This window comes from Vibrio coralliilyticus ATCC BAA-450 (assembly GCF_000176135.1).
Taxonomy (GTDB): Bacteria; Pseudomonadota; Gammaproteobacteria; order Enterobacterales; family Vibrionaceae; genus Vibrio; species Vibrio coralliilyticus.
Window position 1 is genome coordinate 356,260 of sequence record NZ_ACZN01000015.1, and the last position, 14,845, is coordinate 371,104.

Genomic DNA, 14,845 nt, shown 5'->3' on the forward strand with positions numbered 1-14,845 from the left:
CCCATCTTTTGCATAATCCTGTGATTGCAAACGAACAAAGCGCATACAAAAAAGCGTATTAATTCAGTTTTTTATTCTAACAAAGGCCTTTTTGATGTACTTTAATAAAGAAATACATTCATTTTTAGGTTTTACACAATGCAAAATATCGGGATGTCGTCAAAACTCGATAATGTCTGCTATGACATTAGGGGGCCTGTACTCAAACATGCTAAGCGCATGGAGGAAGAGGGGCATAAAATACTGAAGTTGAATATCGGTAATCCCGCCCCATTTGGATTTGACGCCCCAGATGAAATCTTGGTTGATGTCATTCGCAACCTACCGACTTCACAAGGTTACTGTGACTCGAAAGGCATCTACTCTGCTCGTAAAGCCGTCGTTCAGCACTATCAACGTAAAGGCATCCGTTCTTTAGATGTCGAAGACGTGTATATCGGTAATGGCGCATCAGAACTGATCGTTATGGCGATGCAGGCTTTGCTCAACAATGGCGATGAGATGCTGGTCCCGGCTCCGGATTACCCACTTTGGACAGCCTCTGTTGCCCTGTCTGGCGGAAAAGCCGTGCATTACCTTTGTGATGAGCAAGCTGACTGGTATCCAGATCTGGATGATATTCGCAAGAAAATCACACCAAAGACCCGTGGTATCGTCTTAATTAACCCTAATAACCCAACAGGTGCAGTCTATAGCCGCGACTTTCTATTAGAAGTGATTGAGATTGCCCGTCAACACAAGCTGATTATCTTCGCTGACGAAATCTACGATAAAGTACTCTATGACGGCGCCACACACACCTCTGTTGCGACACTCTCAGATGATGTACTGACTGTTACCTTTAACGGCTTATCTAAAGCTTATCGCGTTTGTGGTTTCCGTGGTGGCTGGATGTTCCTCACCGGCCCGAAACATCTCGCGCAAGGGTACGTTAATGGCTTAGATATGCTGGCTTCAATGCGTTTGTGTGCCAATGTACCGATGCAACATGCAATTCAGACCGCACTGGGTGGTTATCAAAGTATTAATGAACTGATCCTGCCCGGCGGCCGCTTATTGGAACAGCGTGACCGCGCTTTTGAACTGATCAACCAGATTCCAGGGGTTTCCTGCGTGAAGCCTAAAGGCGCAATGTATCTGTTCCCGAAAATCGACACTAAGATGTACAACATCAAAGATGATCAAAAGATGGTTCTCGACTTCCTGATTCAGGAGAAAGTTCTGTTGGTTCAAGGCTCAGGCTTCAACTGGCCAAAACCCGATCACTTCCGCATTGTGACCCTGCCACATGTTGAAGATCTCGAAATGGCGATTGGACGCTTTGAACGCTTCCTGTCGACCTATAGCCAGTAGTAATTAGATTCGATCTTTCATATGCTTAAAGAGCACTCAGTGAGTGCTCTTTTTTATTAGGAGGAAGATCCATGACAGAGAGTAAGTCTAAAGAAAGTCATTTCTTCGCTCACCTCGCTCGTATGAAGCTGATTCAGCGCTGGCCATTAATGCGCTCCGTGTCGACAGAAAATATCTCAGAGCACAGTCTTCAAGTTGCCTTTGTCGCCCACGCTCTGGCATTAATCAAAAACAAAAAGTATGGCGGTAATCTCAATCCTGAACGCATCGCCTTGCTGGGAATGTACCACGATACCAGTGAAGTGTTGACTGGTGATCTCCCCACTCCCGTCAAGTATTACAACCCAGAAATCGCAAAGGAATATAAGAAGATAGAAGCCGCAGCGGAAAAAAAACTACTATCAATGCTGCCTGAAGAATTTCAGGAAGATTTTGCGCCTTATCTGGTCTCTCAAGCTGCGTATCCGGAGGACGAAGCGATCGTCAAGCAAGCCGATACCATCTGCGCCTACCTCAAATGTTTAGAAGAGCTCAGTGCAGGTAACCATGAATATGCGCTGGCCAAAAAACGCCTTGATGTCACTTTGCAAGAAAGACGAACCCCTGAAATGGACTACTTTCTCACCACGTTTGCCCCAAGCTTTGAGTTATCTCTGGACGAGATCAGTTAAAGTTAAGCGGCTCTTTTCAAGCCACAATCTCGGATGACATAACGTAAACTTAAAACGGCTCCTATTAAAGGAGCCGTTGTTATTTACATCAATACGATTGTACTAGTTACAAGCCGCTTGTTGTTCCCACATGGTAGCAACACCTGGTTCATCACCTGCGCTCGCCCAGTATGCCGCTACCCAGAAGTAGCCGTTATGAGACACTTCAGAATATTGAGCATACGACTTCTCTTCCCATGGCAGTACAACATCACTAACCAATGCCCAAACATCAGCGACTCCTGGCTCTTCCCCTACATTCGCATGCCATTGGTTTTGCCATACAAAACCGTTATGACTAACGAGTGTTCCTGAGCCTGGGTATTCTGCGTTGATATCCCAAGCTGGGTGGTTGCCCGCATCAGGGTCTGGCTGAGGTTCACAGCTATCCCCTTCAGGGAAAGTAAAGTTCACGCTTCCACTTGCGGAGTCCGTTGCACCGAAGTTATCGGTGACGTTTAACGAGAAGTTAAACTCTCCTTCCATCTCTGGCGTGTAAACCGTCGTTGGTTGATCCGAGCCCGGAATCGTCAGCACGTCACCATTTGGATCAGTACCGCTCCACGAGAATGACTCAATCCTGCCATCGTCACTGGACTTAGAACCATCCAAATGAATTTCTCCTCCTTCTACCGTTACGGCGATATCAGCATGAGGGTCTTCATTGGCGTCAGCATCCCCAGACACCGCAATCGTCACGGAATCACTGTCTTCTAGACTTCCATCGGATACTGTTAACGTAAAGGCTAGTGTCTGGTCATAGTTTCTAAGGCTACTACTATCAACCTCGATCACAGCTTTCGCCCCACCATCTTCAAGTGGCAGACTCTGGCCTTGTGTTTGTACCCATTGGTAACTCAGCTCTTCCCCTTCGGGATCACTTGAGTTAGAGCCATTCAGAGTAAAACTATCACCACGGGTAATGGACTGATCTTGCCCCGCATCCGCCACTGGTGGCTGATTATCCGGTGTAGGTACCGTCAAGGTGTAAACCATAGTATCGCTTGAGCTCGCTTCCGCTTCATCCGTAACGGTAAGCTGGAAGGTTGCCGTCACATCAGAATCTACATCAGACACGGTAAAATGTGTCGTTGCTTGGGTTGAGTCATCAATAGAGATGGCCGAAGAATCTGTACCTTCCACGTCCACCAAGGACCATGCATAAGTCAACGCGCCCTGTGCACTGGTAGATTGGCTGCCATCAAGCGTATACTGCACTCCGGATTCAAGCTCAGCACTCATATCCGCCCCAGCATCTGCAGCCGTTTCCGCGTTTTCAGGCTCTAAGTTCGTTAACTCACGACACTGCTGAGGTGATGTAATGTTTGTACCACAGCTGTATATGATATTGTTCATATCAATGTTGCCTGAAGCATCTGTCTGCTGGTACCCCAAACCTTCACGAGCTGCGTTCAGCAGAATGCCGTTATCATAATCCGCCATCCAAGTGAAAATCCCGCCCAGATTGTACTTCTCTACATACTTCGCTTTCATATAAGCAGTACGTGGGGTATCTAAAGAGATAAAGAACTTTCTCTCGGGGCTGTATATGTAATCCGCGTTAGCATGTGCATCGGTATACAAGTTGTAACTTTCTATCTTGTCTATTTGAAAGCCGTCGCTTTCTGAAATCGAAGCAAAGGTTTGTTCAATGTCATACCATTCGTAAATTCCAGGTTCCCATGACCCACCCACTTTTACATCAGGGTCCGAAGGCATACTGTAACTACCCTCAAGTGGAGAAAAGCTGGTCACCTGAGCTTCTGTCGCATTACGGCTGTATGTGGCGTACCCAATCTGAATCGCCTGAGATGGAACATTCATATTTTCAATCAAGTAGCTGATAGAATCATCCGCTGACCACTCAGCCTCTGCATAAGGAAAAGTATTGGTATGGTGGGCGAGAGATTCCGCCCAAGGCGTGCCAAAGAAATCATATGTCATCAGATGAATCGTATCGACACCCGCTCGATAGACATTACCGATATCACCTGCTTGAATTTTATCGACGGGCGCAGGGGCAGCAATAGCAATTTCGACGTCTTCAAGACCTGCGTCATCTAAAGCGCTCCGCAGCTCTCTAATCAACGTCGCATAGTTCTCACCATCCGCGTCGCTTGAACTGTTACCATCAGCACCACCTCCGCCAGGGTACTCCCAGTCTAAATCAATCTGAGAAAAGAAAGAGAAGCGCTTGAAGATCTCCACAACACTTGCGATAAAGATGGCGCGATTGTCCGGATCGGCAGCCATGCGTGAAAACGGCTCAGATAGAGACCAGCCTCCGACACTAAAGGCGACGGCTAAATCTGGATTCTGCCCCTTAAGCTTTTTCATTGCCCCTAAGAAGCCTGCAACTTTGTCTTCTCCCTGGTACCAACGCTGGAGCAAAACATCTTCCTCTTCCCAGTTTGGGTTACCTGCATCGGCAATTTCGTCATCCGTTAAGACACCGGCACCATCGGTTGCCATATCCGCCCAAGCATCGGTGGTCAGGACCTCAAAATCCTTACCATGCTCAGGGTTAGCATCTTTGGCAAAACCACAAAGCCTCTCTAGTGATTCAACCGCGGACGTATTCGAGCTATCACCTATTTCGGATCCACACATTCCAAAGAAGGAGAGTATTATCTTGTCGTAACCCTCTGAAAATTTGGATAGATCAACCCCACGAGCATAAAAGCCCCAGTTAGATAAATAAGCCGAGATTTTAGGCAGTTCAGAGTTATCTTCGTACTCATTGACATAAAAGGGGCTACCTGATGCAACAGGCCCTTTCGGTGCCAATGGATCTGTCCGTTCCGCCCACTCTTCCGGAGAGATGTATCTCTCATCTTCACGAGTAAAATCACCCGCAGTGGCAGTAGACGCTATGAGTACTAAAATTGACGTTGTTAATAAATTTAGCTTCATTTCTTAGATTCCAAATTGTTTTGTGCGCATACGCTTAAATGACACAAATTTAATAAAAACCAATTTCATATTGGCGAATTCAATTTAGAACGAAAGATATAAAAAATAGGCAGGAAGAGGTGAATCATTCTAAAAACTTGGATACATAAAATGAGACTGGCATTAATGCAGAGATTTTTTAATACCACTCTCCCACCTCCAGGAGAGAAGCTTCCTTTGCTCTCAGCGTCATACTCAAGCACAATAAACCTATGCATCTCCACCAACATGTCAGGCGGCGTCGTTAAAGCGCTATATTATTCACGCAGTTAAAGGCCAAAATTTATATGGGTTCAAACAGTAAACTGTTATGGGAACAACGCCACGATGATGAACATAAGATTCGTCGAGACGATCACCGTAGTCCTTACCAACGTGACCGAGCGAGAATTCTTCACTCCGCAGCGTTTCGACGTTTGCAGGCGAAAACTCAGGTTCACGGCAACAGTTTTGACGATTTTCACCGCACTCGGCTTACCCACTCTCTCGAAGCGGCTCAGTTAGGGACGGGAATCGTCGCGCAGATAAAGAAGAAACAAGCCGAGTTTCGCGATCTTTTGCCTAGCGATAGCTTAATAGACTCGCTTTGCTTAGCCCATGATATTGGTCATCCTCCGTATGGGCATGGTGGTGAAGTCGCCCTCAACTATATGATGCGTGAGCATGGCGGATTTGAGGGAAACGCACAGACATTTCGCATCGTGACCAAGCTTGAGCCTTATACCGAGCACTTTGGTATGAATCTGGCGCGACGAACTTTGCTTGGCCTGATCAAATACCCAGCGCTAATCAGTAAAACATGCGCTGATGTGACTCCAGACAGTGTCTCTCACCAGCGTAAGCTCAAAGCAAAAGAGTGGTCACCAGCCAAAGGTTTATATGACTGTGACCAGTCACTATTTGATTGGGTACTTGAACCGCTCAGTGAGTCAGATAAGCAACTTTTCAGCCAGATGCGCGATGAGCAATTAACTGAGCGTCAGCATAAAAAGACCCGCTTTAAGTCCATCGACTGCTCTATCATGGAGCTGGCCGATGACATTGCCTATGGGGTGCATGATCTCGAAGATGCGGTGGTGCTTGGCATGGTGACAAGACACCAATGGATAGAAGGCGCGGCGAGTTTGCTTTCAGAATGTGGTGAGCCTTGGTTTGAAGCTCATATCGACTCTATTACAGACATGCTGTTTTCCGGTACTCACTACCAGCGTAAAGACGCCATTGGTGGCATGGTGAACGCTTTACTCACCAGTATTTCCATCAAACCTGTTGACGCGCCTTTCGAAAGTGAACTGCTGGCATTTAACGCTTATCTGGAGCCAGAAATGGCTCAGGCGCTGGAAGTCCTTAAGCGCTTTGTCAGTGAGTACGTGATTCAGGTGCCTCATGTTCAAGTTGTCGAGTACAAGGGGCAACAGATCATTATGGATATCTTCGAAGCGTTTAGCGCCGATCCTGAAAGATTACTGTCTGCTCCAATTCGTCATGAATGGCAGCAAGCAACATGTGAAAGCGAAGGTTATCGTGTGATTGCAGACTATATTTCTTCGATGACTGACGGCCATGCTCAGCGCCTGCACCAGCAGTTGTTCTCATCTCATTAACAAAAAGCGGAGCTTATGCTCCGCTTGCTTTAACACCTGTCGACAAATTCATCGAGTCGGTTCGCGAGCCTCTGCTTCTCACTGTCACTGATAAAGCTCGCTTCAATCGCATTGCGACTAAATTGCGCCAACTCTTCTTGCGTCAACATATGACTGCCTGCAACTGCAAGAAAGTTGTCGGTCATGTAGCCACCAAAATAGGCTGGGTCATCTGAGTTGATCGTTACACACAGCCCTTGCCTCAATAAATCGACAACATTGTGTTGCTTCATCTCCTCAAATACTTTGAGCTTAGTGTTGGACAGTGGGCAAACCGTCAGCGGCATACGCGACTGAGCCAGCAACACCACCAGATTCGGATCATCGGCGCAGCGCACGCCATGGTCAATGCGCGACACTTTCAATAATTCAAGGCTGTTATAAATGTTGGCAACAGGCCCCTCTTCTCCTGCATGGGCGACTGTGAGAAAACCAGCCTCGAGTGCTTTGACAAAAACACGAGCAAACTTCTCTGGCGGGTGACCCACTTCCGATGAATCCAAACCAACACCAATGATTTTATCTTTGTGTGCCAATGCTTGTTCTAAGGTAGCAAAAGCACTGTCTTCGTCCAGATGACGTAAAAAACACATGATGACTCGACTACTGATACCCAATTGCGTTTTCGCATCTTGCAAAGCGCGGTGTATACCGTTGATTACTGTGTCAAACGCAATACCACGCTCAGTATGAGTTTGTGGGTCGAAGAAGATCTCGGTGTGAATGACATTGTCAACCTTACAGCGCAACAAATAAGCCCAGGTTAAATCATAAAAATCCTGTTCATGAATCAACACGTTGGCACCTTGATAGTAGATATCAAGGAACGATTGAAGGTTAGTAAACTCATACGCGGCTTTGACCTCTTCAGGCGTGGTAAATGGCAGCGCGATTTGATTGCGTAATGCGAGTTTAAACATCATCTCAGGTTCAAGTGAACCTTCAATATGCAGATGCAACTCAACTTTTGGTAACTGACGAATAAATTCGGTTTGGTTCACGCTTGTCTCCCCATTCAATTCGATTGGTATTCAACAAACGCTTTTCTCTTGTGAAGATAAACAGGCATACAAAGAGAAAAGCGCAATGCACTTCACTCTTCGTAATCTGAAATTTGCGGTTTCAGGTAGAAACTCCCACACCTTATCAGTGGGATTATACGAAGCATCGTTTATGGCTTAACAGTCATAACTAAACGATTGCGCGTCATTATATTCTGGCAAAGATTCACTGTACAACGCTGCGCTTGAAAATAATTTTAGACCTCAAATGACGAGTTTGCGTTTATTACCGGTAATTTTTTTCAAACACACCGGGCGGCATCTGCTTGATTTGAAAGTCAATCATGTGATTGAAGGTATCAAGTAATGGGGTGAAGTCTTGCTCTGGTTGCAGCAAAGTCAGGATATGGTAGCCAGCCTCCACGGTAGACAAGCTGTTGTCACTGGGCGCTTTGCGAATACGGTAATTGCCCTGTAGGTTCTCTGGCAAACGCACTAAAGGTAATGCCTGTAAATTCTCAGACAATTGCCACATTTTGTACGCTTTTTTCCACGTGCCATCGAGCAAAATAATCCGCACTTTGCCTTCGCTGGAGACGGCTTTAGCTACCTCTTCATGGCTGACAGACACTTCTCCCGGATAAAGCACAAAATGCTGATAGCCTTCCTCATCCAACAGCTTATTCAGCTCGCTATGCTGAGTAAAATTTTCGCCTTCAAACAGGTAGCTGTTCTCAAGCGAGAGCCTGAGAATGCGCGCGGTGCCCATGGGTCTGTTTGTTTCTGTCGGATGCTGTAAGATGACCAGCTCAACATTCGATGTTAGGCTTTGTATCCACTCACAAATACAAGCTTTGAGTGACTTACCACATTGAGAACAATATCGGGACATAGCGTGCGTTTACTTCTTCTGTTAATTGCTATCAGCTTAGTCTGCCTAGGCGTGCAGTTCGAGCCTTTAGCCAGCCTGACATACTGGCATCATCAACTTATTTCTGAAGGCCAGTGGTGGCGAATCCTAACAGGAAACTTCACCCACACCAACTTTGCTCATTTAGGCATGAATCTGGCTGGCTTGTGGGTTATCACTTATCTGTTTAAGCCAAGAGTAACTTCTCTGCTCTGTGTATTGTTCGTGATTAGCTTATCCGTGGGTGTACTCAACCTGACAACAAGCATGACTAGCTATGTTGGTCTTTCTGGTGTGCTACATGGCATCTTTGCCTATTATGCGCTTCAAGAATCCTTACAAGGTCGTAAAGGTAGCTGGTTACTTGTCATTGGTGTATTAGCCAAAGTGGGCTGGGAAATGACCATGGGCGCCTCGCAATCGACCAGCGAGTTAATCAATGCCCGTGTAGCGGTGGAGTCTCATCTGTTTGGCGCATTGACCGGTCTCGTGCTTGCTTTTGTCACTACTAAGCTAAACTTTCAGACAAGACTTAACCGCTCTCAGCGATAATTTCTATTGATGTTCCTGACCAAAGGGCTCAGAATGGCGCCCTTTTGCTGGTGGTCGATTGCCGCCAGAGCACTTATCTCACCTTAAACAGAGAACAATTTATGGGTTTTACCGCTTTAGGCCTTTCTGCCCCGCTCCTCAAAGCCATCGACGATCAGGGTTATGACAAACCATCTCCAATTCAGGAGCAAGCCATTCCTGCAGTGTTAGCAGGTAAAGATGTCATGGCAGCGGCTCAGACAGGTACGGGTAAAACCGCAGGCTTCACATTACCGATTCTAGAACGATTAGATAATGGCACCCGAGTCAAAGGCAACCATGTAAGAGCATTGGTACTGACACCGACTCGTGAATTGGCGGCTCAGGTCCAGGAAAACGTGTTCAAGTACAGCCGCTATCAACGTCTGACGTCGAATGTAGTATTCGGTGGAGTGAAGATTAATCCACAAATGACGAAGCTGCGTAAAGGCACAGACGTGCTTGTCGCAACCCCAGGTCGATTACTCGATTTATACCAGCAGAATGCAATTAACTTCTCCCAGTTAGAAGTTTTAGTGTTGGATGAAGCAGATCGCATGTTGGATATGGGCTTTATTCGCGATATTCGTAAAATTCTCGCACTGCTTCCGGAAAAGCGCCAAAACCTACTGTTCTCTGCAACCTTCTCTGCTGAGATTCGCGAACTAGCCAAAGGTCTAGTCAATGATCCGGTCGAAGTCTCTGTTAACCCTGAGAACTCCACTGCGGTCACCATTGAACAATCTATCTACCCAGCAGATAAGCGTAAAAAAGCACCTATGCTGGTGAAGCTCATCAAAGACGGCGATTGGAGACAAGTTCTGGTCTTCAGCCGTACCAAACACGGGGCGAACCGACTTTCTCACTACCTTAATGATCAAGGTATTACGGCGGCACCTATTCACGGTAACAAAAGCCAAGGCGCACGCACCAAGGCACTGGCTGATTTTAAATCCGGAGAAGTGCGTGTATTAGTTGCCACAGATATTGCCGCACGTGGTATCGACATTCCTCAACTCCCTCAGGTCGTTAACTTCGAGCTGCCTCACGTAGCAGAAGATTATGTCCACCGAATTGGCCGTACTGGCCGAGCGGGTGAAGTCGGCAAAGCGATCTCTTTAGTTGAAGCAGCGGAAGCCAGCGAGCTATTTGGTATTGAACGCCTCATCCAGCAAGTATTACCTCGTTTGGAGCTGGAAGGCTATAAGCCCGTCAATGTGCTGCCAGAATCTAAGTTAGATACTCGCCCAATCAAACCTAAGAAACCGAAAAAGCCCAAGAAGCCAAAAGTCGACCATGCCGATGGTAAGCGCTCAGGTGACAATGCTCGTGGTCATAAGCCAGCGGGGAAAAACAAACGTCATTTTGGCCATAACAAACCCAACGGTGATGGCTCCAAGAGTAATAATGGTGGCAAACGTAAGGACGGCAGTTCTGGCAATAGCAAAGCCTCAAACAATACTGGCAATAATGGACAGAAACGTCGTAGACCAGCGAACCGCAAGCCAAACCATTCGCAACCTAAAGCACAGTAACCAAATACACAAAGCCCCTCAGTTGAGGGGCTTTTCATTTAACTAAACAAAAGAAGTCAGCTTACACGATAGGACGCTGACCACGATCAATTAGCTTCATCAGTACGTTATCAGCCGCTTCACCCGCCAGACCTGCCAGCTTAGATGTCAGCTTTTTCTTCTCTACGTAGTGAATCGCTAAGACTGTTTTATCTTTACAAGCTTCCACAACCAGATCATCAGAGGTTTTGATTTCATCAACCAGACCCAGTGAATGCGCCTGAGTGCCAAACCAGTGTTCACCAGTGGCCACTTTATCTAATTCAAGTTCAGGGCGACGCTCACGAATAAAGTCTTTAAACAGGCCATGTGTTTCTTCGAGTTCCTGTTTGAACTTATCACGCGCTTTATCGGTGTTTTCGCCAAACATGGTCAAGGTACGCTTGTATTCACCCGCTGTTAGCTGTTCATACTCGATATCGTACTTTTTGAGTACTTTATTGAAGTTAGGTAGCTGAGCAATCACGCCGATGGAGCCTACGATTGCAAATGGTGCTGAAACAATCTTGTCAGCAATACATGCCATCATGTAACCACCACTGGCAGCCACTTTATCTACCGCAATCGTCAGTGGCAGCTTAGCCGCCTTAATACGATCCAGTTGAGACGATGCCAAACCGTAGCCATGTACCATACCGCCACCAGACTCTAGGCGCAGTAGTACTTCGTCCCCTTCACGAGCTACCGCGAGAATTGCGGTCACTTCTTCGCGTAGTGACGCGACTTCTTTGGCGTCAATGCTGCCTTTGAAATCCAGAACAAATAGGTGAGGCTCACGCTTGCTGTCCAAATCACCGTCTTTTGAAGCCTGCTTCACTTCTTTTTCACGGGCTTTTGTTTTCTCTTTCTCTTGTTTCTTCTCTGCCTTATCACGCGCTTTGATAAACGCTGAATCATGCAGGTGATGCTCAAGCTGCTCAACGGTGTTTTTATGCTGATCCGTCAAGTTGGTGATCTCCAATTCACCCTTTGCAGCACCACTCTTACCCCCTACGGCTTTGGCTATAACAAGAATCGCAATCACTGCGACTACAACAGTCACAATCTTGGCTAAAAACAGCCCGTAGTCCAACAAAAATTCCAATGTGATATCCCCTAATGTGCGAATTAGTGTATTGTAACCACCATCTTACGGATTCATAAAGCAGAACATTACAATAAGGATGCATGTCGTGGATTATTCCGTTTCCTCAGACGCTTTAAAAGACAAAGTCATTCTCGTGACAGGTGCCGGTGACGGCATCGGTAAACAAGCCGCAATTTCATTTGCTCAGCATGGTGCCACCGTCATTCTGTTAGGTCGTACAGTGAAGAAGCTTGAGCAAACTTACGATGAAATCGAAGCTGCTGGCTATCCTCAACCAGCGATCATTCCTCTGGATATGAAAGGCGCAAACAAGCAAAACTATATTGATATGGCCGATACCATTGGTAGTCAGTTTGGTCGACTTGATGGAGTGCTACACAATGCCAGTCAACTGGGTGTACTAAGCCCATTTGATCAGATTGGTGAAGACACTTACGACGATATCATGCAGGTTAATGTTAAAGCTCAGTTCCTGATGACTCAGGCAATCCTTCCGCTACTGCATAAATCAGATGATGCCAGCGTTATCTTTACTTCATCAACGGTTGGCCATGCTGGCCGTGCTTTCTGGGGAACTTACGCAATATCTAAGTTCGCAACAGAAGGCATGATGCAGATTCTAGCGGATGAATTGAGCGATACACACATCCGTGTCAATGCGATTAACCCAGGTGGTACACGCACTTCCATGCGCGCGAAGGCTTACCCAGCGGAAGACGCTGAGTTGCTAAAAACACCACTGGATATCATGCCGCTTTATCTTCACCTGATGTCGAACGAGAGCAAAGACGTTCGTGGTCAGTGTATTGACGCACAGCCGAAGAAATAGAAAAAAACTTCTCAGATATTCAACGCCTTGTGGAAACACAAGGCGTTTTTTTATCCACTTATTCAGCCCTTCCCTTGCTGATAAATAATAATAATTTATACTGTACATATATACAGGTAAATTGTTATGTATGAACTGATAGAACATCTTAAGAAAAAACAATGGCTTTGGCAGGGCAATCACACTCCTGAGTCCAGAGATCACCACCCGACTGGTTTTGATCTTCTGGATCAAAAACTGGAAGGCGGCTTTCCTATTCATGGTGTGGTGGAATTGCAAACGACTCCCGGCATCGGAGAGCTTCGTCTGCTACTCCCTCACCTTAAAAACAGCAGCCAAGGTAGGTTGTCCGTATTCATACAGCCACCAGGTCATCTGTCTGCGCAATCTCTGACAGCAGAAGGGCTCGATCTGAACCATGTTCTACTGCTTTATCCGAAAACAGATAACGAGGCCTTATGGGCTGCAGAGCAATGCCTAAAAAGCGGCGCTTGCAGTAATGTGCTGCTTTGGCATTCTGGGCTGGAAGTCCACCATGCTCGTCGACTTCAGGTAGCTAGTGAAACTGGAAATTGCCTGTCGTTTTTGTTTAAAACCGAACAACGCAATCTCTTTTCTCTGCCCGTTAGTTTGAGCATGACGCTACTCCCCCACTCACTTGGAATTGAAATCACCATTACGAAACGCAAAGGTGGGTGGCCACATGCTAGCTTCGTTCTGGATATGAGTACGCTCTGGCCTTCATTAACAGAGTCCAGACCTGAGCCTGTCATTCTTCCTTTCCCACTGCGTAAGCAAGGCTAACTATGCAGGTGTGGTTGTACTTGCATTTCCCGACTCTACAACTGGATGCGCTGTACTCTGAACAGGCTCAGCAGCCTTTGGTGGTGGTTGATTCCAAACGTTTCCAAATCGTGCAATGCAATTTCGCCGCGCACGAACAAGGTATTCGACCGGGAATGGGACTGGGCAGCGCCAGCGCTTTGTGTCACTCGCTTCAGGTTCACCCCTATGATGAGAAGGTGGAGCAACAGACCTTACTGGATATCGCTCAGTGGCTGTATATGGTGACCTCTGATCTGGTGCTCTTTCCGCCACAAGGATTATTGCTAAAAGTCACTGATATGCTGTCACTCTATGGTGGGCTGGATGCTTATTGGCGCCGAGTTTCTCAGCATTTACAGCAGCTGAATATCCAGTATCAGTACGCCACTGGCTTTTCTCCCTTCTCTGCCATTCTGCTGGCAAAGTCTGGAAGTGCATTAGTCAGCCAAGATAGATCTCAACTCTGTGAAGCACTCAAATCTTATCCGATTTCAGCGACTGAGCTTGACAGTAAACAGGTTGAAAAACTCTCCCGTGTGGGAGTGTTGACCCTCAACGATCTGCTGGAACTGCCGATGCAAGAGGTCGCCAGACGTTTTGATATCGACTTGGTTAACTATGTCGGGCGACTGATGGGGCAGTTTAAACACCCAGTAGACTTCTACCACCCACCTGAACACTTCCAAAGTTATCTTGAGCTGTTGTTTGATATCGAAAATACCCAGTGGTTGGAAAAACCGCTATTGAAACTACTAGAAAAATTGGAAGGGTTTCTAACATTACGTAATCAGGTCGCATACGAACTTGAGCTGACTCTTCATCAACGCGATCGTGCCGCTGGTGTGATTGCATTTACTTCCGCCTGTGGAGATTACTCCGCTCAGCGCTGGGCTAAGCTTTGTCAGCTAACAATGGAGTCCATTAAACTTGATGCTCCAGTACAAGGTTTGACTCTGAAAGTGGTACGTAGTGGCGAACTTGAGTCCACCAGCCAAGACATTTTCGCAGGACGTAAAGGCCAACAAACAGAACTGGAGTTGATAGCCACGCTACAAGCTAAGCTAGGTAATCACCAAGTCCTTAAAGTCGCACCAACAGATGACCCTAGACCAGAGAAATCGATTTCATTGTGTGCCCCCGAACTCCCCATTCCTACTAAAGTTTCGCTCTCTGGCTTACGCCCCTCTTTGATGCTACCAAACCCTGAGCCTTTAACAGAAAAGGTCAATGTTATGCACGGCCCTGAACGCTTTGTGACTGGCTGGTGGGATGGTGAGGAAATGACGCGGGATTATTTTATTGCGCGCAGTGACAGTGGACGTTGGCTCTGGGTATTTCGCAATCAAGAAATGCAGTGGTTTCTGCATGGGTTATTTAGCTAAGCGGAGATG

The 14,845-nt window shown here is 46.7% G+C and carries 12 protein-coding genes and 1 riboswitch; of the genes, 8 read left to right on the top strand and 4 right to left on the bottom strand.

What is annotated here, in order from left to right; all coding sequences use genetic code 11:
- Window positions 1-138: 138 nt before the first annotated feature.
- Window positions 139-1,353, top strand: a complete 1,215-nt coding sequence (locus VIC_RS08980) for a pyridoxal phosphate-dependent aminotransferase (protein ID WP_006959240.1) — start codon at window positions 139-141, stop codon at window positions 1,351-1,353.
- 71 nt (window positions 1,354-1,424) lie between these two features.
- Entirely contained in the window at window positions 1,425-2,024 is a 600-nt protein-coding gene (yfbR, locus tag VIC_RS08985) for a 5'-deoxynucleotidase (protein ID WP_006959241.1), read from the top strand.
- 102 nt (window positions 2,025-2,126) lie between these two features.
- Here the strand turns inward: yfbR and VIC_RS08990 are convergent, their stop codons facing one another.
- On the bottom strand, window positions 2,127-4,976 hold the full coding sequence (locus tag VIC_RS08990) for a glycosyl hydrolase family 18 protein (RefSeq protein WP_039951667.1): 2,850 nt from the start codon (window positions 4,974-4,976) through the stop codon (window positions 2,127-2,129).
- Between the two features lie 326 nt (window positions 4,977-5,302).
- Here VIC_RS08990 and VIC_RS08995 point away from each other — a divergent pair, with 326 nt between their 5' ends.
- The gene (locus VIC_RS08995) at window positions 5,303-6,619 is read left to right on the top strand and encodes an anti-phage deoxyguanosine triphosphatase (protein ID WP_006959243.1); all 1,317 of its coding nucleotides are present in this window, start codon (window positions 5,303-5,305) and stop codon (window positions 6,617-6,619) included.
- A gap of 29 nt (window positions 6,620-6,648) precedes the next feature.
- Here VIC_RS08995 and VIC_RS09000 read toward each other — a convergent pair whose 3' ends face one another.
- Together VIC_RS09000 and VIC_RS09005 are read right to left on the bottom strand one after the other, a co-directional pair.
- Window positions 6,649-7,659, bottom strand: a complete 1,011-nt coding sequence (locus VIC_RS09000) for an adenosine deaminase (RefSeq protein WP_006959244.1) — start codon at window positions 7,657-7,659, stop codon at window positions 6,649-6,651.
- 82 nt (window positions 7,660-7,741) lie between these two features.
- A riboswitch (purine riboswitch) is annotated at window positions 7,742-7,841 on the bottom strand.
- Between the two features lie 104 nt (window positions 7,842-7,945).
- Window positions 7,946-8,551, bottom strand: a complete 606-nt coding sequence (locus tag VIC_RS09005) for a tRNA-uridine aminocarboxypropyltransferase (protein WP_080555926.1) — start codon at window positions 8,549-8,551, stop codon at window positions 7,946-7,948.
- Between the two features lie 3 nt (window positions 8,552-8,554).
- On the opposite strand from VIC_RS09005, the gene rrtA reads away from it, so the two are divergent.
- On the top strand, window positions 8,555-9,121 hold the full coding sequence (rrtA, locus tag VIC_RS09010; RefSeq protein WP_006959246.1) for a rhombosortase: 567 nt from the start codon (window positions 8,555-8,557) through the stop codon (window positions 9,119-9,121).
- A gap of 101 nt (window positions 9,122-9,222) precedes the next feature.
- Window positions 9,223-10,674 (top strand): DEAD/DEAH box helicase, encoded by a 1,452-nt coding sequence (locus VIC_RS09015; RefSeq protein WP_006959248.1) that lies wholly within the window; start codon window positions 9,223-9,225, stop codon window positions 10,672-10,674.
- Between the two features lie 61 nt (window positions 10,675-10,735).
- Here the strand turns inward: VIC_RS09015 and sohB are convergent, their stop codons facing one another.
- On the bottom strand, window positions 10,736-11,797 hold the full coding sequence (gene sohB, locus VIC_RS09020; RefSeq protein ID WP_029236329.1) for a protease SohB: 1,062 nt from the start codon (window positions 11,795-11,797) through the stop codon (window positions 10,736-10,738).
- An 88-nt stretch (window positions 11,798-11,885) separates the two neighbouring features.
- Here sohB and VIC_RS09025 point away from each other — a divergent pair, with 88 nt between their 5' ends.
- The 3 genes from VIC_RS09025 to VIC_RS09035 all read left to right on the top strand — a co-directional run bounded on the left by VIC_RS09025 (window position 11,886) and on the right by VIC_RS09035 (window position 14,836).
- Complete coding sequence (locus VIC_RS09025; RefSeq protein ID WP_006959251.1) at window positions 11,886-12,629, top strand: YciK family oxidoreductase; 744 nt, start codon at window positions 11,886-11,888, stop codon at window positions 12,627-12,629.
- Window positions 12,630-12,755: 126 nt separating this feature from the next.
- Window positions 12,756-13,433 carry a translesion DNA synthesis-associated protein ImuA gene (gene imuA / locus VIC_RS09030; protein WP_006959253.1) on the top strand — a complete coding sequence of 226 codons (678 nt, stop codon included), beginning with the start codon at window positions 12,756-12,758 and terminating at the stop codon, window positions 13,431-13,433.
- Window positions 13,434-13,435: 2 nt separating this feature from the next.
- Window positions 13,436-14,836 carry a Y-family DNA polymerase gene (locus VIC_RS09035; RefSeq protein ID WP_006959255.1) on the top strand — a complete coding sequence of 467 codons (1,401 nt, stop codon included), beginning with the start codon at window positions 13,436-13,438 and terminating at the stop codon, window positions 14,834-14,836.
- Window positions 14,837-14,845 lie beyond the last annotated feature (9 nt).